This is a genomic window from Termitidicoccus mucosus (assembly GCF_038725785.1).
GTDB classification, from domain to species: Bacteria; Verrucomicrobiota; Verrucomicrobiia; order Opitutales; family Opitutaceae; genus Termitidicoccus; species Termitidicoccus mucosus.
Genome location: NZ_CP109796.1, coordinates 5,945,300 through 5,962,896, shown reverse-complemented (window position 1 = coordinate 5,962,896; position 17,597 = coordinate 5,945,300). Strand labels below are relative to the sequence as shown.

Sequence of the window (17,597 nt, the reverse complement as noted above, 5' to 3'; positions counted from 1 at the left end):
TGGGTTAGAGCTGTTCCAGAATCACATGACAGATGCGTCCGCGATTCCATGTATAGGTGACATGCACCCGTCCGTCTTTGGCTTGTATGATCGAGGGATAGGAGTAGCCCCAACGGGTTTTCTTATGTTCCAAAAGCGCCACCGGCCGCCATGTCCGGCCATCCGTGGAGTGGCTCACCACAAGCGGTGTTCTCGGCCCCCAGGATTTCGGGTTGTCCGGTTTTTCATTGGGATTGTAAACCAGCAAAAATCCCTTGTTGTCCGCCAGCGTCTCCGCGTCGATGCCGGAATTGGCCATGTAATAGCCGCTGAATTCCAGCGGAGACCATGTCCTTCCGGAATCCTTGGACCATGAATAGATCAAATTCCGCCCATTGCTTCTAAACAAGGCCTGAAGCCTGCCATCCGCATGCCGGATTACCGTCGGTTGGATCGCACCATAGTTGTGCGGATCTGGAACGGGTTTTGATTTTTCCCAATGCTCAAATTTTTCATCAGTGATTTCCATGTGGGCGACCCACTCCTTTGAGCTATATTCGATGCTGGAAGGGCAAATCACCGTGCCATCCTTCAGGACAACCGGCTTGTTTTTAACAGGCCCCAGAAAACCTTTGGGCAGTTTTTTTCGACCCGTCCATGAGATACCGTTGTCATCCGAATACATCGATTCGCCCCACCAGCTTTCCGGGTCTTTGCCCACCTTAAAAAACATCCAGATCCTACCCTCCGGAGTGCAATGCATCACGGGGTTGTAGGCAGGATAGCGCAGCTTCGCAGTCTGCACGCCATCCGCCATGCTCACCCCCGGCGTCCATTGTCCGCCGACATAGCGGGACACCCACACCGTTACATCCGGATTTCCTTCCTTGGTGCCGCCAAACCAGGCGCAAACCAATGTGCCGTCGGCGGCCTCGATAATATTGGACGCATGCACCTCGGCGACAGATGGAGCCGGTTCCACAAATTCGGTCCGGACAATTCTGAATTGAGGACTCTGGGCCGGCATTGACTTCACCATCAGGATCATCAATGCGGCTAAATAGATGTAGCATCTGATTGAATACATGGGATATTTCCTCCTGATCTGCTAGTACACTTGTCCAGTTCTTACAATTTTGGTCTTTCCGCAACCAATGCCGCAAACACCTCCCGCAGGCGGAGACTCTGTTTTTCATCGATATTCAAATAATAATCCCGGCCGCCCTTTCTGGCTGTAAATTTTGTGCGCCCATCGGGCCCGATTTTCACTTGTCCGGCGGGGGACAGGGAGAAATAGCCCCGGTCCGGCCAAACCACGCAGGCAATGGAGGTCAGATCCCAGCAGGGCCGCTCGTGCGGCGTGGGCTTGTAGGTCTGGTAGGATTCCCTGACGGGATGATGCGGCACATAGTAAAAGTCGCGGTCAATGCTCCACGCCGGATAGAGGACCGCGTTTCCCACCTCCCAGCCGCTCCATAGGATCGGAGTCGGCCATTCGTCGGCGACTTTTCTGGCCGATGGTATGTCGAGGCGAACGTTAAACTCCGGCTTGTTTCCGTCATCGAAGGGAAACTTTCCCGCCATCATCGAGAGCAGGCGCACCTTGCGTTTGACAAGTTCCCTGCCGGCCAGCGGCGACACATCGTCCGGCAGGGTGTCCAGCAGGCGCGCCAAGTTGGTAGAAAAACCTGTTTGCACAATTACCACCTCGTCATCCGCCGCGGCTGCCAGGATGCGACGCAGCAAGGCGACCGATCCGGGCGCGGACGATGCCTCGACGCTTGACGGGAAAAGCAACCGGCCATCCGGCCCCTTTCTTCGCGCCACCGGCAGGTATTCGCTCTTGTATATATCCGGCGCGTCCGGGGTGACACCCACCGGAATGCCGGGCCGGCCATAAAATGTATTGAAGGCGGAGACATAGGCGGCGGCATCCGGCGAAGGATGCGTAAGCGTGACGGCCAGCAGTTCGCAAACTCCTCGATTCTGCAAAGCATGGGTGAGGGCGAGAGCGAGGGCGTCGTCAACGTCATTGCCCATATCCGTGTCGAAGATAATCTTGGCCGGCGCTCCAGACGACTGGGCCGCCTGGATAGTGTCAGCCGGAAAAATGCAAGCCATGGCGGCCAACAGGCAAAGCAGTCCAAAATGTCCGAAGACGCTGCCAAGGCTCAACAGGCCGAGCGAAACAGTCTGCGGCAGAGAGACGGTGGATATGAACGATGGAGCCATATGCAAAAAAACGACGAGGGAAGAGGGCGGACAACGACAGGCGTTTGGTGGATAAGATGGGGGAACGGCCTCAAATCAGATAAAAGAAAAGAGCCTTGTCAACACAAACGTTTGTGCAAATGAATAATTTCATATCTTGTTGTTTAACAAAATAATTTAATAATATATCGATTCTCGTTCAGGAAATTGCTCAGAAATCATCGCATGAAATTTTCGAACGATCTGACAAAATATGACATAATTTGTTTATTATTAATATATTATGATATAAATAATTTCTATTGACCAAATTACGGAAATTAGAGTAACGTTTGTGCAAATAATCATCCCGCCTCACCCTGCCATCGCGATCATCGAAATCCCCATGCTCAATCATAACTATATCATAGTTAACTTGATAAGAATACATCCTCTTCTGGCTTTTTTATGGATGAATCAAAGGTGATCCATTTCTCGCGCGTAAAATCAACCTCAACCACAAACGATCATGCTAACTATCCAACCCTACCCCATTGCCGCGGCGATGTGTTTTGTAACGATGCTGTGCCGGGATTCCCGGGCCCGCACCCGGAAGCACTCCTCCTCCCGTTTCTCGCTCCCGTTCCGGACCGCGTCCATTCTGCTCGCCGCGGCCTGCTGCGTTTTCGCAATGGCTCCCGCGCGCGCGGCGGAGCCCGCCTCCGCGTCCCCTCCGGTGAAAATCATCTTTGACACCGACATGGGCAACGACGTGGACGACATCTTCGCCCTCGCCATCCTCCACGACGCCCAGGACAAGGGCCTTTGCGAACTGCTCGCCGTCACCCTCACCACCCCCGACCCGCTCTCCGCGCCCTACACCCGGTTCCTCAACCGCCTCTGCGGACGCCCCGACATCCCCGTCGGCGTCAACCCCGCCTCGCCCAAAGTCTGGAGCGAGAAAAAACGTTTCCTCAAATTTATCGAGACCGTCCCCGGGGCCGGCCTCGCCGCCTCCCATCCGCCCGCGCTCCAGGTCCTCCGCCGCGCCCTCGCCGCCGCGCCCGACGCCTCTGTTGTCATCGTCCAAGTCGGCTCCTTCACCAACCTCGCCGATCTCCTCCGCAGCGGACCCGACGAAATTTCCCCGCTCGACGGCCGCGCCCTTGCCGCCAAAAAAGTCCGCTGGCTCTCCCTCATGGCCGGCGACTTCGGCAACCCCGAACACGCCGAGTTCAACGTGAAAATCGACGCCCCCTCCGCCCGCCTCGTCGCCGAACAATGGCCCACGCCCCGCGTCTGGAGCGGCTACGAGGTCGGCATCGCCGTCCGCCTCCCCGCCGAAGTCATCTCCGACAAGCTGCCGCCCGGCAACATCGCCCGCGAAAGCTACCAGCGCTACCAACCCGTCCCGCACGAACGCCCCTGCTGGGACCTGACCAGCGCCTTCTTCGCCGTCCACCCGCAAACCCCGCTGCTCACGCCGGGACGCGCGGGCCGTGTCACCGTCGCCGAGAAAGGCCATACCGCTTTCGCCGCCGACCCCGCCGGCCCCGACAGCCTTCTCTTCGTCTCCCCCGAGCAAGCCGCCGCCCTCCGCGCGAAATTCGCCAAAATCGCCGTCGAAAAATTCGCCGCCGCCAAATAATCCGCCGGGCATTCCCCCTTCCCTCCGACCACAACCCTCAACTCCGCGAAAAATCATGCTGACCATATCCTCCTACCCCGTCGCCGTGGCGATGTGCTTTGTAACAATGCTGTGCTGGGGCTCCTGGGGCAACACCCAGAAGCTCGCCTCGGGCGACAAATGGAAATACCAGCTCTTCTACTGGGACTACGGCCTGGGCATCCTGCTCAGCGCGCTGGTCATCGCCTTCACCCTCGGCAGCACCGGCGCGGGCGGACGCGGCTTCCTCGCGGACATCGCGCAGGCCGGCGCCTCACCGCTCGGCTGGGCCTTCCTGGGCGGCGTGCTGTTCAACCTCTCGAACATCCTGCTCGTCATCGCCATTGACATCGCGGGGCTCGCGGTGGCGTTCCCCATCGGCGTGGGCCTTGCGCTCGTCATCGGCACGCTGCAAACCGCCTTCTTCCGCCCCGCCGAGGTCGGCGACTCCGCGCTGTTATACATCGGCGTGGCGATGGTGGTCCTCGCCATCGTCATCAACGCCGTCGCCTACAAAAAACTCATGGCGGCGAAAAACGCCGGCGGGCAAAGCGGCGGCTCGGCGCTCGGCATCGCCATTTCCATCATCGCCGGCCTGCTCATGGGCGGCGGCTTCTTCGGGCTTGTATCCAAGGGAATGATACAGAATTTCGCCGCGCCCGAGGCGGGCCTGATGACGCCCTACACCGCGCTCGTGGTTTTCTCGGCCGGCCTCTTTGTCTCCAATTTCCTCTGGAACACCATCGTCTCCCTCAAGCCCGTCCGCGGCGAGCCGGTGAACCCGCTCGATTATTTCTCCAAGGGCAGCCTGAAACTCCACGCGGTCGGCGTGCTCGGCGGCACGATCTGGAACCTCGGCATGGCCTTCAGCCTCGTCGCCTCAGCGGCCGCCGGCGCGGCGCTCTCCTACGCGCTCGGCCAGTGCGCCACGATGATCGCCGCGATCTGGGGCGTGTTTATCTGGAAGGAATTCAAGGGCGCGCCGAAGGGCACCGCCTCCCTGCTGGTCGCCATGTTTGTCTCCTTCTTCATCGGCATCGCCTTCCTCGTCGCCTCGAAATAATACAAACGAACCATTATTTTAGACAGAATGAACAGAATGGAAAAGAATGAACAAAATAAAAAACCCATTCCGTCCATTCCATTAAATTCCGTTCATTCTGTCTAAAAATAACGAACCATTATTTTTAACGGAAGGAAACGAAGGACACTAAGAAAACAATAATCATAAAAGGTATTCTTCGCTCCCTTCGTTTCCTTCTGTTTAATAAAACGAACCATTCTTCCATGCCCAAGCCACGCATCCTCGTCCTCGGCAGCTCCAACACCGACATGATCATCAAGCTCGCGCGCATTCCCCGCCCGGGCGAAACCCTCCTCGGGGGCAAATTCACCACCGCGGCCGGCGGCAAAGGGGCCAACCAAGCCGTCGCCGCCGCGCGCGCCGGCGGCGATGTCGCCTTCATCGCCCGCCTCGGCAAGGACATGTTCGGCGACCAGGCCCTCGCCGGGTTCAAGGCCGACAAGATCGACACCCGCCACATCCTGCGCGACGCGAAGACGCCCTCCGGTGTCGCGTTGATTTTCGTGGCCGGCTCCGGCGAAAACAGCATCGCCGTGGCCTCCGGCGCCAACGCCCGCCTCACGCCCGCCGATGTGCGCGCCGCGGAGGCCGCCTTCCCCGGCAGCAAGGCGCTGGTCATGCAGTTGGAGACCCCGCTGCCCACCGTCGCCGCCGCCGCGAAGCTCGCGAAGAAACACGGCGTGGCCGTCATCCTCAATCCCGCGCCCGCGCCTTCGGAAAAACTCCCGCCCGCCCTGCTCAGGCTCGTGTCCATCCTCACGCCCAACGAAACCGAGGCCGAACTGCTCACCGGCATAAAAGTCACCGACGACACTTCCGCGCGTGAAGCCGCACAAGCCCTCCTCGCGCAAGGCGTGGAAACCGTCATCATCACGCTCGGGGCCAAAGGCGCGTATCTGCACAACGCCCGGACCAGCGGGCTGATTCCCGGACGCAAGGTGAAGGCCGTGGACACCACCGCCGCCGGCGACACCTTCAACGGCGCGCTGGCCGTTGCGCTGGCCGAGGGCCGCGACCTGCCCGGGGCCATCCGCTTCGCCAACGCCGCCGCCGCCCTCTCCGTCACCCGCCTCGGTGCCCAGCCCTCCGCCCCGGCGCGAGCGGAAATCGAGCGTTTTTTGAAAACAAAACGATGATGCCGACTCGCCCATGCCTGCGAACTTTTAACCAATAAAAATCAGACTTTTTTGGAGGGCTGAGCTCCCGCGAGGCCGTCGCGGTTGAACGCAAAGTTTTCCGGCGACGGCCTCGCGGGAGCTCGGCCCTCCAAAAATCCAGTTACCAATGGCAATTGGCATTACATCCGGCGAACTGACTTGCGAGGGATGAGCGAAACCGGCAGCAGCACCCCGCCTCCCGTCGTCACGGCATCCGGCGCGCGCATGCGCTCGATCAGGATTTTGACCGCGGCGGCCCCCATTTCCAACGAGGCCTGGGCGATCGCGGTCAGGGGCGACGCGAGGTGCGCCATGTAGGGTTGATCATCAAAGGCCACGATGGAAATGTCATCCGGCACCCGCCGCCCGGCCTCGGCAAGCGCGCGCAACGCGCCGAGCGCGAGCGGATCGCTCAGGGCCAGGATGGCCGTCACGTCGCGCCCGCTTTGCAGCAGGAGCTTGGTGTCGAGATAACCGCCCTGCTCGTCGAACGAATCGCCGACCACAATCGCGGGGTCAAAGGCGATGCCCCGCCCTGCCAGCGCCGCCGCGTAGCCCTGCACCCGCAACCGGCTCGTGATCGTGGTCGGCCGGCCTTGCAGGCAGGCGATGCGCTTGTGGCCGTGTTCCAGCAAATGCGCGGTCGCCATTTTCCCGGCGGCGAAATTATCCGAGGTGACATACGGCAGCCCGATCTCCGGGGAGACCTGGTCAACCAGCACCAGCGCACGACGCTCCTTCGCGTATCGCGCCAGATGCTCGAAGGATTCGGATGCCGGACACACGATCATGCCGTCCACCTGGCGCTGCCACAACAGCTCCACCGCCTGCTTTTCCAGGGTGAGATCGCCCTTGCTGTCGGACAGGATGAGCGAATAGCCCAGATTGCGGGTGGCATTGGCGATCTCGCTCGCGATGCCGGCAAAGAACGGGTTGATGACATCGGCGATCACGAGGCCGATGGTGTTGGTCCTGCGCAAACGCAGCCCCTTCGCGATCGGGTTGGGGGTGAAATTCTCCTTGCGCGCAAACTCGGCGATCGTCCGCGCCGTCTCCGCGCCGATGCGGTATTTTTCCGCCTGCCCGCTGAGCACGCGCGAGACCGTCGATACAGAAACTCCGAACTTCTTCGCGATGCCCTTGAGGGAGTTGGTTTGGTGTGGCTTCATTCCGCTAAAAGAAAAGCGATTTAAACAAAAGGCGGTCCATGGGAGCCATGATTACTGCCGCCCTTGAAAATCTCCTCAACGAGAAAAACCGGCATTTCACACACGCAGGCGCGCCGCGCCACGGTTTGATTTCCATCGCCCCTCCTCCGATGGCATGCCCGCGCGCGGTCGTCATCAGGGTGCAACAGGAAGTGATGCCCCCTCTTTCTTCTTTCCTCTTTATCTTTCTCTTTCGTCAGGAACAGGCGGAGAGAAAGATAAAGAGGAAAGAAGAAAGAGAAAGATTCCGGCGGTAACATCAACACCCTCGTCATCATTTCCGTCCTTGACGCTATCGTTTGCGCAAATCACAACATTTCAGGCTGGCGGCGGGTGCATTCCTGTCATCAGTCATCCAAAAGATGTCCCCTCGTCCGCAAAATTCCCTTAAACGCATCTCGGCCAAGCTCGGCGTCTCGATGACCACCGTGTCGCGCGTGCTCAGCGGACAGGCGGGGAAATACCGCATCAGCGAAGAAACCGCCAAGGCCATTCTCGACTACGCGCGCAAGGAGAACTTCACCCCCAACCCGATCGCGAAGGGGCTGCGTTTGCGCAAGACCAACACCATCGGCCTCGTGATCGCCGATGTCTCGAACCCCTTTTTCGCCAGCATCGCCAGCGAGATCACCCACACCACGCGGGACCACGGCTACTCGATCATCCTTTGCGACAGCCAGGAAAACCTCGCCATCGAAAAACAATCCATCGAGCTCCTCTGGAACCGGCAGGTCGATGGCATGATCATCTGCCCCGTCGGCCAGTCCTCCGAACATCTGGCCCGCTATGCCGACGAGCGCCGCCGCATCGTTCTTGTTGACCGGGTCTTCCCGGATATCGGCCTCCCCTACGTCAGTTCGGACAATTTCTCCGGCGGCAAACTCGCCACCGAGCATTTGCTCGACCACGGGCACCGCCGCATCGCCTGCCTGCAAGGGCTCCGCGGTACCATCACCAGCCAGACACGTGTGAAAGGCTACGAGGCCGCGCTCACCGCGTGCGGCGTTCCTTTCGATCCCGCGCTTATCGTCGGCGATTCGTTCGACGAACAGGGCGGCTACCTCGACACCAAGCTGCTCCTCTCCACGTCGCCCGACATCACCGCGATCCTGGCCTTGAGCAATCTCCTCGCGCTCGGCGCGCTGCGCGCCCTCGCCGAGGAAAAACGCCGGGTGCCGGAGGATGTCTCGATCATCGCCTTCGACGACCAGCCGTTTCTCGCCCATCTCTCCCCGCCGTTGACCACCGTCGCGCAATCCGCCCGCGCCATGGGGGGCGCGGCCGTGAAAATCCTCTTTGAGCGCATGCGCGTCGCCGATGCCGCCGGCGACGCCAACAAGGCCGGCCTCCTGCTGCCGGTTTCCCTCATCACGCGCAAATCAGTCCACCAGCTAAGCTGATGCCGTCCTCCAGCCCCCAATTTCAAACTGTCGGGCCGCATGCCGTTCCCAAGGTGTTTTTCCCCGGGCAACTGCTTTGGGAATTGCTGCCCGAGGGTTCGCGCGGCGGGGTCGCGCGCGTGTGCCTGGCGGGAGCCGACGGAATGATCACCGCGAGCGGAGGCATCGGCGCCAAGGCTTTCTCCGACGCCGGAAACATGTTTTTCCTCCAGCGCATCCTGCCGCGGCGCATTTGCGTGCATTATCACCTGCACGCCGGCCGGGCCGACATCGTCCTCTCGGACGACCAGCACCTTGTCTGGCGCATGTGCGAAAAGCTCGCGTTCGAGGGCTCCGCCCTCCCTGCTCCGCCGCTGCCTGACGGCGGACCGCTGGCCCGCGGTTCGCTGCACGACCTGCTTCAGTTCGTTTCACCCGCATCCATCCGGATTTTTGATGTTTCGCCGGGCAACCCACATCCGTCCGTGGAGATCACCAGCGCGACATCGTTGTGTGTCGATGTCCTCAAACCCGTGTCGCGCATGGCGGGCGCGTGCGCGGCGTAGCGTGTCCCGGGACGCAGAAAAAAAACAAAAAAGGCAGCCCCGGCGTTTTCGGCCTTTTAAGAGCGTCCATCAAAAAGAAAATTGAGGAAGTCTGTTTTGACACAGAGAACACAGAGCGCGGCACACAGAGGTCACGGAGACCATGAAAGGAAAGGTCTTTTCCCTCTCTGTGCTCTCCGTGTCAGCGCTCTGTGCCCTCTGTGTCAAAACAGACTCCATTTGCCTTTTTGCGTCTTTGTGTCGGCTATTTTGTTAGCACTCTAAATTTTCAGCGTCCCCAGCAATTGTTTCGTCAGAAACGCGGTCTGTTCGGCGGCGATTTGTTTCAACCCCTTTTGCGCGAGGGCGAGCAGGCTTTGCAACTGGTCGTGGCTAAAGGTCGACTCCTCGCCGGTGCCCTGGATCTCGACGAATTGGCCCCTGCCGGTCATCACCACGTTAAAATCCACCTCGGCGTCCTTGTCCTCGACGTAGGCGAGGTCGAGGAGTTCGCGGCTCTCCAGGATGCCGACGCTGATGGCCGCGATGGAGTCGGTGATGGGGTTTTCGGCGAGTTTCTTTTCGTCGATGAGCTTCTGCACGGCGAGGCGCGCGGCAAGATACGCGCCGGTGATCGACGCGGTGCGCGTGCCGCCGTCGGCCTGGAGCACGTCGCAGTCGATCCAGAGCGTGTTTTGCCCGAGTTTTTGCAGGTCAACGACGGCGCGCAGCGAGCGTCCGATGAGACGCTGGATCTCGACGGTGCGCCCGTCGATGCGGCCTTTGGCGATGTCGCGGGGTTTGCGGTCGAGCGTGCTGTAGGGAAGCATCGAATACTCGGCCGTGAGCCAGCCGCCTTTCACCCCCTGCTGCTTCATCCAAGTGGGGACGTTGGGTTCGATGGTCGCGGCGCAGATGACACGGGTGTCTCCGAAGCCGATGAGCACCGAGCCGGTGGCGTGCGGGGCGATGCCGGGCACGAGTGTGATGGGGCGGAGTTGGTCGGGTTTGCGTCCGTCGGCGCGGGCGGCGGTGGTCTGGCTCATGAGGGATGGGGATGCGGAGGTTGGTTGGGTGGATTAAATTAGGAAACAAAAAGGTTCTGGCGATTCGCGACGCATGGCGACAATGAAAATGCGGCGACGGCACGGGGTGGGTGCAACTCAAAGTGGAGTCATACCATTTCCCGACAAAAATCACCCTTTTGCCGGAGGGCCGAGCTCCTGCGAGGCCGTCGCGGAAAAAAGTCGCGTATGACCGCGACGGCCTCGCAGGAGCTCGGCCCTCCAAAAGAGTGAATTTCGTTCAGAATTAGTATCAGAAGCATGCCGCGAGAAGGAGGGCGAAACCGCGGCAGCGAGCGTAGCGCAGGCATCCGTGCCTGCTAGGGTTACGCTCATAAGTCGCTGGTTATAGCGGAATTTGTTGTTGATTAATGACTTATGACAAAAAGATGTTTGCAGATTATTGCATGGAAGTGAAGCAAAAAACATCATTTCTGGCAGCTTTTTGGCAACCTTGCGAAGGATCGCAATCGGATGCATACAAACTTGTATCCATTAGCTAAATACAAAATTAAATTTGACTTAAATATGAGGAAATCCGTCCGGTTTGGCGAGCCCGGGTTTCCGGGATTTCTCACGCCGGTGCCGACCGGGGCGTTCCGGCACCTCCATGCACGACTGTCCGCGCGGTTGTTTTGGCGGCGACATGCGCGATGTCCGGCATCATTTTTCGTCGGTTTGCCGGTGGCTGGGCGTGGGTGGCATGGGGCAAGGCTGGCGGCTTTGCGCATCTGTCCAGAGGTGGGCATCCGCGCCGGTCTGGTTGTTGCGGCAATCGCGATGCGGCGGCTGGTGCGGGCTGGCGTGGCGCACCAGCGCTGGTGCGCCAGCCGGACCAGCTCCGCCAGCGGGGTGCCGGCCGGAAGGTTGGACAGATAATATTTGAAGGTCTCCTCGCCGAGTTGCTCGATCAGCAGCCAGCGGGCCGCGCCGGGCTGCCGCCAGCGACTGCCTCGTCGGGAGGCCTGAACCCGCACGGCCACAGCCTGGACGCTGGCACCGTCGGCCCGTGGCAATTGCACCTGAACCCATCGCCCCGGTTCCTGTAAAAGTTTGTCCCGCCACCCAACCATGGAGAGGGGATGCATCGCCGGATCCTGCACGATGGCGTGCTGTCGCGGCCGGCCACGCCGTGCCGGCTTGAGGGTGGCCACGGCTGCGGCCGGCCACGCGGCGATATTGCCGGGAACCTGAGCCACGTAGGGCTCTGCCTGTTTTTCCAGTTCTGCCAGCAGGGACTGCACGACTCCGTAGCCGGCATCGAAGACGATGGCTTGATAGGCCGGCAACTGCGGCTTCATTTCGTCGAGCAGATCGAGCGCCAGGCGCCACTTCTCGCGGAAGCGTTGTTCGGCCGGCGGCACTCCCGCCCGGCTCATCCGCGGCTCATCTGCGGTCCACTCGGCCGGCAGGTAGAGTTGCGCGGCCAGCGGCCAGTGCAATCCTGTCGCGCCCAGCCAATGCCAGGTCACGATGCTCTGGCAGTTGGCGATCTTGCCGTGGCTCCGCAATACTGGCGGGCGACTGACCGAGTGGCGGCCCTGCTTGGGCAGGCTGGTGTCGTCGAGCACCAGCACTCCGCCCGCCGACGCCGACGTCCGCATCTGCTGGCGCAGTCGGTGGAGCACGGCCCGGTGATCCCACGGGCTCTGGTTGACAAACTGCTGGAGTGCCTGGTCATCGCAGCCAACCCGGGCGGCCAGCGGCTCGATCGACTTGTGTTCCCCCTCTCGCAACAAGCCCTCCAGATACTTGCCGCACCAGTGGCGGCGTTCGCTCCGTCCCAAATCCTCGGCGAACTCCTCCACGAAACCCTGCAACTGCTGCCGTATCCTCGTCACATGCCCTGCGGTCATCATGCCTCGCATCCTGCCTGCGCGGGGAAAATAACCCAAGTATTACTTAACGGAGTAGTGCTAAAGAGTGTCGTTATGAGATTTGAGCCCAGAGAAGCGCACAACGGAGCTGAATGGCGGCCAAAAAGGCAGCGGAGCGCTTGGCATAACGAGTGGCGATGCCGCGCCATTGCTTGAGCCGAAGGAAGGCATTCTCTACCAGATGCCGCAGTTTGTAGAGGTAGGCATTATATTGGCGGGATTGCTTGCGGGTGCTGCGAGGCGGGAGACCGCCTGCATGACGCGCGTCTGTGCGCCCTCGGCAATCGCATCAGTGTCGTAGCCCTTGTCGGCCAGCAGGCATTCGGCGGGCAGGTCCTTGATCAATGCCTCAGCCTGCGTGCAATCAGCGACGGGACCTGCCGTAACAATGACTCGGACCGGTCATGCGCATTCACGGCCAGATGTATCTTGGTGTTTCGCCCCCTTTTTCAGGTCTATCTCCCCGTTGCCGCCGACCGCCCCCGCCGCGTGGGCATGCGCCTTGACGTGGCTGGCGTCGATCATGAGCCACTCGAAATCCGGATCTCTCATCAGCTTGTACAGCAGTCCCTCCCATTGCCCCTTGTCCCTCCATCGGCAAAAAATTTCCGATGGGTGTTTTTCCAGTCTCCGTAATCGGCCGGCAAGTCCCGCCACGGCGCGCCTGTGCGCAGTATCCACAGCACTGCATTGATAAATCTTCGATTGTCTTGCGCCACTCTTCCCCTGCTTCCCTCGCGTCCGGGCAACACCGGCTTCAAGGCCGCCCACACCTCATCCGATATGTCATGTCTTCGATGCATTTTCCCCATGGCATCCCACGTTCCCTGCCTTCGGCCGGGGCATCAACCAAATCTCATGACGACACGCTTCAGAATACCGACCCATGAAGCGGGGGCGTTTGATTGCAGCCAACCGGTGGTCGTCAAGCGGTGTCGTGATGTTCGCGCGAATGCCCTCATTCTGCCTGCCGGTAAAAATAGGAGGCGCGAGGTGCGCCCCCTGTGTGTTATCAATCCTCGTCGGCGAGCATGAGGGTAGGAACCGGCTCGTGGTTGTCGCCGGGGCCGAGGTGAAGTTTCATACGTGCACGTACGTTTACCTATGATTGCAGTGGAACGCACCGTGTCAGCATCGCTGATTTTCCCGCCGCGTATCCGCAATTTGGCGAGCACGCTGAGGTCGTGCAGGATGCCGTCGAGGTCGCAATCACCGGTGCGGATGGCGTTTTCGATGGTGCTCCACACCGCACTGGTGCAGGCCACGGGGGCTTCCAATGACGGCGGAGGATTCCATTGCCACTGAGGTCAATGAGCACACCGTCCGCGATGGCCTGTTTGCGCGTGTAGGAATGGATTGGCTGACCGAAATCGGAAAATATTTCGCTGGTCATAATATGTGCAGGGAACTGCCTGCACGAACAGGCCGGTGCGGCACTCTGCAACACAAGCAGGCGCAGGTCGACTCGGACTTGCGCGTGGCCTTCACGTTTCTGACCGAACCTTAGTTGCGCGAGGCCGAGGCCGTATTTCTCAAGCTCAAAGACAAACCAAACCACATTCGCTGAGCTTCTACCTCGACGTTGGCTTGGAAACCCACCGCGAGCCGAAATCCGACCATCCTCTTGACGATGCGCGATGCGATTGCTCGCGTCCACAAACATCATATCAATCCTATGCAGCGCAAGCAACTGCACCGGCGATTGCGACCGGGCGGACGTGAAAACCATGCTGTTATTTTTGACAAAAACATAATCGTTTCTGTTATTCAGGACAGACGCCCCCCGCTATCATTGACAGGCATTGAATCCCCGGCATCGCACCAGCCCACCGATGATTTCCCCTGCGCACACTCGCCGTCACACTAGCTGGATATCTTGTGCCGGACACCTTCGAAAACAACGCCACAGCCGTTGAAACCCTTGAATGTTATTCCATCAATAAAATTCTCAACATCCTCCATCCTTGATAAGACAGCGCGAGCCTTTGCGGGAGCTTTTGTTTTTTTGCTGTCGCCTCAGTTTCACTCGCGGATGTCACGACTGACATCATACCGCTGCCGGCAGAAATCCGGTTTTCTGTTCCGGAGGCGCGCCTCCCCATCACGGGGGATTTCTCCGTGGCATTGGCCGGCATCAACGACATTCGCCTCCGCTCCGCCATCACCCGGCTTTACTCGGCCCTCACCATCCGCACCGGCATTGTCTTCACCCAAACATCAATCGCCAAACCGGGCGCGCGAGACTCCGCACTTATCATCGACGTTCACGCTCCCTCCCCCGCGATTCCCTCCCGTGGCGAGGACGAAACCTACACGCTCGCCATTACGCCCGAACAAACCGTTCTCCGCGCGCCCACGACGACCGGCGCCCTGCGCGGCCTGCAAACCATCATCCAACTCGTCCGGCAGGACGCCGGAGGCTTCAGCTTCCCCCCGCCGTCACGATTAACGATCGCCCCCGTTTTCCCTGGCGCGGCCTCATGATCGATGCCTCCCGCCACTGGCATGACACCTGCGACATCAGGCGCATCATCGACGGCATGGAGCTTGTCAAACTCAACGTCCCGCACCTTCACCTCACCGACGACCAGGGTTTCCGCATCGAAAGTAAAACTCATCCCGAACTTCACATGCTCGGCTCCGACTGCCTCTATTTTACGCAAGACCAAATCTGCGGCATCATAGATTACGCCGCTGCCCGGACGATCCGCGTCGTCCCCGAGTTCGACATGCCCGGCCACGCCACGAGTTGGGGTGCCTCGCATCCCGGGCTGCTCAGCGGTCCTCCCTGTGCCACTTACACGATTGAACAACGCTGGGGCGTTTTTGACCCCACGATAGATCCGTCCAATCCCGCCCTCTACGAACTGCTTTCCGATTTTTTGGGGGAAATGGCCGCGCTTTTCCCCGACTCCTTCATGCATATCGGCGGCGGCGAAAACAATGGCAAGCAATGGAACACCAACGAACGCATCCAAAAATTCATCACGGAAAACAATCTCAAGCACAACCACGGCCTCCACGCTTGGTTTAATACCCGGCTCGCCGAAATCCTCGCGCGTAACAACAAGACCCTTGTCGGCTGGGACGAGATCATCCACTCCGGCCTCCCGAAAAACGCCATCGTGCACTCTTGGCGCGGCCCCAAGGGTGTCGCCGAGGCCGCCGCCGCAGGTCATCGCGTGATTCTCTCGCACGGTTACTACATCGATCTCAACCAGCCTGCCTCTGATCACTACGGCGTTGATCCTCTTCCCGCCGGGGACGCACTCGCACCCGATCGGCGCGAACTCGTTCTCGGCGGCGAGGCCACCATGTGGTCGGAGTGGGTGTCCCCCGAGACCATCGACTCCCGCATCTGGCCGCGCACCGCCGCCATCGCCGAGCGCCTTTGGTCGCCGCAGGCAGCGCGCGACGTTTCCGACATGCATCGTCGCCTCGCCATTGTAAGCCTGCGCCTCGACGAGACCGGCATGATGCACGAGAAAAACCGGACATCGCTTTTGCGCAGACTCGCCGGCGATATGTTCGCTCCGGCAAGCCCCGAGGTTCTCGCGCTCCGCATGCTTTCCGACGCCTGTGAACCCGTGAAGCAATACGCCCGGGGCCGTTTGCAACTCAAAAGCCGCCTCAATCCGCTGGGCGGCTTTGTAGATGCGACCGTTCCCGACAGTGCCAGCGCGCGTGATTTCAACAACAACGTCTCCGCCTATCTCGAAGCACGTAAAACCGATTCCGAAAAAGCGCCGGCCCTCGCGGATGCTCTGCGCGGGCAACTGGCTGAGTGGCATCAAGCGGCGCAGATCGTCAGCACCCGACTCGCGAAACGTTCGCCCCGCCTGAAAGATGTCGCGAAATTCGCGAATGGTGTTTTATATGCCATCGAACAGACTGAAAACGCGCTGCTTGTGCTCGAAAAAGCCCCATCCGAAGTAATGCCCTCCGCAGACGTCAAAGCCACATGTGACCAACAACTCGCCGCCTTGACAAAGCCGTCGCGCCGCGCCCTGCCTGAAAGATGTCGCGAAATTCGCGAATGGTGTTTTATATGCCATCGAACAGACTGAAAACGCGCTGCTTGTGCTCGAAAAAGCCCCATCCGAAGTAATGCCCTCCGCAGACGTCAAAGCCACATGTGACCAACAACTCGCCGCCGTTGACAAAGCCGTCGCGCCGAACGCCGCCGCCGTGGATTTTCCCGCTCTGAAAGGCATCAAACAACTCATCACCACCGCCTCCCAAAACACCGCGTCCCCATGACCCCGGACGAACACCAGCCGCATCCATTCCATCTCCACAGCCATCCCATTAGCCCTATCCGTACCATGCTTATGCCCGACTGAAACCCCAGCCGCATACCATGAGCATTCGCAAAATCGCCGACATTACAAAACTCTCCGTGGCAACGATCTCGCTCGCGCTGCAAAACAGCCCGAAGATTCCCGCGGCCACCCGCGAACGCGTGCTCGGCGCGGCCCGGTGCATCGGCTACAAACCCGATGCCAAAATCGCCGAGCTTATGAGCCGCATCCGCCAGGCCGCCAAGCCCGGCGAAGGCGCGTGTCTCGGCGTTGTCTCCCTCTACGACGCCTCGCGCCCCTGGGAAAAATCCCTGCATCTCACTCGCATGTATCACGGCATGACGGTCCGCGCCGGGGTGCTCGGCTACCGCCTCGAACCTATCTGGATGCGCGCGCCCGGCATGACCCCCCCGCGCATCCGCGCCATCCTCGACACACGCGGCATCAACGGGCTTCTCTGCTTTGGCAGCCCCGATATCGACGCCGAATTTCCCCACGAACTCGACCGCTGCGCCATCGTCACGCAGGGCCTGAGCATCCGCACGCCGATGCACCGCGTGATCAACCACGCCTACAACGACACAATGCACGCGCTCAACCGCGCTTACGAACTCGGCTACCGGCGCCCTGGACTGCTGCTCGGCGAATACGAGGACGCGCGCGGCGGCATGGCCAATGCGAGCGCCTATCTCGGATGGTGCGAGCACAGGCTCGGGGTGCCGCACATCATGCCGATTTTGCGCATGGCGCGGATTGAGGAAAAGCCGCTCCGTTCATGGCTGAAACGACATGCGCCCGACGTTGTCCTCATCGTGCACACCTATGACGTGCTCGCCGAATTTCATGCGGCATTGCAATGCCTGGGCCGGCATGTGCCAGGCGACCTCGGTGTCGTGGCGCTGAGCCAGATACTTGAAGGCACACCCTTTTCCGGAATGCAGGAAAACCAGCAACTCATGGGCCGGTGGGCGGTCGAGTTGCTGGTCTCGCGAATAATAAACGCCGATTTCGGCATCCCCGCGCACCCGCGCCTGGAGCTGGTCGAAAGCGTGTGGATCGAAAGCAGATCGCTCCGCTCGCAACAGTAGCCGGTCCTTGGTGCGCGAGGGACGTTTAACGTTTACCAAAATACCCTTTGTCCCGCACG

General features: G+C 60.2%; 15 protein-coding genes and 1 pseudogene. 10 read left to right on the top strand and 6 right to left on the bottom strand.

The genetic code is table 11. The features are described from left to right. Window positions 1–4 precede the first annotated feature (4 nt). Both OH491_RS20825 and OH491_RS20820 read right to left on the bottom strand, forming a co-directional pair. Window positions 5–1,066: a sialidase family protein gene (locus tag OH491_RS20825; protein ID WP_068772610.1), complete on the bottom strand. Its 1,062-nt coding sequence runs from the start codon at window positions 1,064–1,066 to the stop codon at window positions 5–7. Window positions 1,067–1,107: 41 nt separating this feature from the next. Next, window positions 1,108–2,100: a nucleoside hydrolase gene (locus OH491_RS20820; RefSeq protein WP_068772696.1), complete on the bottom strand. Its 993-nt coding sequence runs from the start codon at window positions 2,098–2,100 to the stop codon at window positions 1,108–1,110. 760 nt (window positions 2,101–2,860) lie between these two features. On the opposite strand from OH491_RS20820, the gene OH491_RS20815 reads away from it, so the two are divergent. From OH491_RS20815 to rbsK, 3 genes are all read left to right on the top strand, one after another. Further along, window positions 2,861–3,817, top strand: a complete 957-nt coding sequence (locus tag OH491_RS20815) for a nucleoside hydrolase (RefSeq protein ID WP_068772697.1) — start codon at window positions 2,861–2,863, stop codon at window positions 3,815–3,817. Between the two features lie 55 nt (window positions 3,818–3,872). Then, complete coding sequence (locus OH491_RS20810; protein ID WP_068772611.1) at window positions 3,873–4,898, top strand: multidrug DMT transporter permease; 1,026 nt, start codon at window positions 3,873–3,875, stop codon at window positions 4,896–4,898. A 224-nt stretch (window positions 4,899–5,122) separates the two neighbouring features. Beyond that, entirely contained in the window at window positions 5,123–6,055 is a 933-nt protein-coding gene (gene rbsK, locus OH491_RS20805) for a ribokinase (RefSeq protein ID WP_068772612.1), read from the top strand. A gap of 161 nt (window positions 6,056–6,216) precedes the next feature. Here rbsK and OH491_RS20800 read toward each other — a convergent pair whose 3' ends face one another. Further along, complete coding sequence (locus OH491_RS20800; protein ID WP_068772613.1) at window positions 6,217–7,245, bottom strand: LacI family DNA-binding transcriptional regulator; 1,029 nt, start codon at window positions 7,243–7,245, stop codon at window positions 6,217–6,219. Window positions 7,246–7,292: 47 nt separating this feature from the next. On the opposite strand from OH491_RS20800, the gene OH491_RS20795 reads away from it, so the two are divergent. The 3 genes from OH491_RS20795 (at window position 7,293) to OH491_RS20785 (ending at window position 9,229) form a co-directional block, all read left to right on the top strand. Further along, window positions 7,293–7,541, top strand: a complete 249-nt coding sequence (locus tag OH491_RS20795) for a hypothetical protein (protein WP_145929063.1) — start codon at window positions 7,293–7,295, stop codon at window positions 7,539–7,541. A 105-nt stretch (window positions 7,542–7,646) separates the two neighbouring features. Then, window positions 7,647–8,684 carry a LacI family DNA-binding transcriptional regulator gene (locus tag OH491_RS20790; RefSeq protein WP_068772615.1) on the top strand — a complete coding sequence of 346 codons (1,038 nt, stop codon included), beginning with the start codon at window positions 7,647–7,649 and terminating at the stop codon, window positions 8,682–8,684. Beyond that, window positions 8,684–9,229, top strand: coding sequence for a hypothetical protein (locus tag OH491_RS20785; protein ID WP_068772616.1), 546 nt, complete (start codon window positions 8,684–8,686; stop codon window positions 9,227–9,229). Before OH491_RS20790 ends, OH491_RS20785 begins: the two co-directional genes overlap by 1 nt. Before the next feature lie 260 nt (window positions 9,230–9,489). On the opposite strand, the gene rph is transcribed toward OH491_RS20785, so the two are convergent. From rph to OH491_RS20770, 3 genes and pseudogenes are all read right to left on the bottom strand, one after another. Continuing rightward, window positions 9,490–10,254 (bottom strand): ribonuclease PH, encoded by a 765-nt coding sequence (gene rph, locus OH491_RS20780; RefSeq protein WP_068772617.1) that lies wholly within the window; start codon window positions 10,252–10,254, stop codon window positions 9,490–9,492. A 446-nt stretch (window positions 10,255–10,700) separates the two neighbouring features. Continuing rightward, window positions 10,701–12,131 (bottom strand): IS701 family transposase, encoded by a 1,431-nt coding sequence (locus OH491_RS20775; RefSeq protein ID WP_342750668.1) that lies wholly within the window; start codon window positions 12,129–12,131, stop codon window positions 10,701–10,703. A 70-nt stretch (window positions 12,132–12,201) separates the two neighbouring features. After that, window positions 12,202–12,961, bottom strand: a pseudogene (locus tag OH491_RS20770) (IS5 family transposase). Window positions 12,962–14,195: 1,234 nt separating this feature from the next. On the opposite strand from OH491_RS20770, the gene OH491_RS20765 reads away from it, so the two are divergent. The 4 genes from OH491_RS20765 (at window position 14,196) to OH491_RS20750 (ending at window position 17,538) form a co-directional block, all read left to right on the top strand. Continuing rightward, window positions 14,196–14,633 (top strand): beta-N-acetylhexosaminidase N-terminal domain-containing protein, encoded by a 438-nt coding sequence (locus tag OH491_RS20765; protein WP_084442617.1) that lies wholly within the window; start codon window positions 14,196–14,198, stop codon window positions 14,631–14,633. Continuing rightward, window positions 14,630–16,216: a family 20 glycosylhydrolase gene (locus OH491_RS20760; protein WP_342750667.1), complete on the top strand. Its 1,587-nt coding sequence runs from the start codon at window positions 14,630–14,632 to the stop codon at window positions 16,214–16,216. The genes OH491_RS20765 and OH491_RS20760 overlap by 4 nt, the downstream gene beginning before the upstream one ends. Window positions 16,217–16,256: 40 nt before the next feature. Next, the gene (locus OH491_RS20755; RefSeq protein WP_342750666.1) at window positions 16,257–16,409 is read left to right on the top strand and encodes a hypothetical protein; all 153 of its coding nucleotides are present in this window, start codon (window positions 16,257–16,259) and stop codon (window positions 16,407–16,409) included. A 100-nt stretch (window positions 16,410–16,509) separates the two neighbouring features. Then, window positions 16,510–17,538 (top strand): substrate-binding domain-containing protein, encoded by a 1,029-nt coding sequence (locus OH491_RS20750; protein ID WP_068772622.1) that lies wholly within the window; start codon window positions 16,510–16,512, stop codon window positions 17,536–17,538. Window positions 17,539–17,597: the final 59 nt, after the last annotated feature.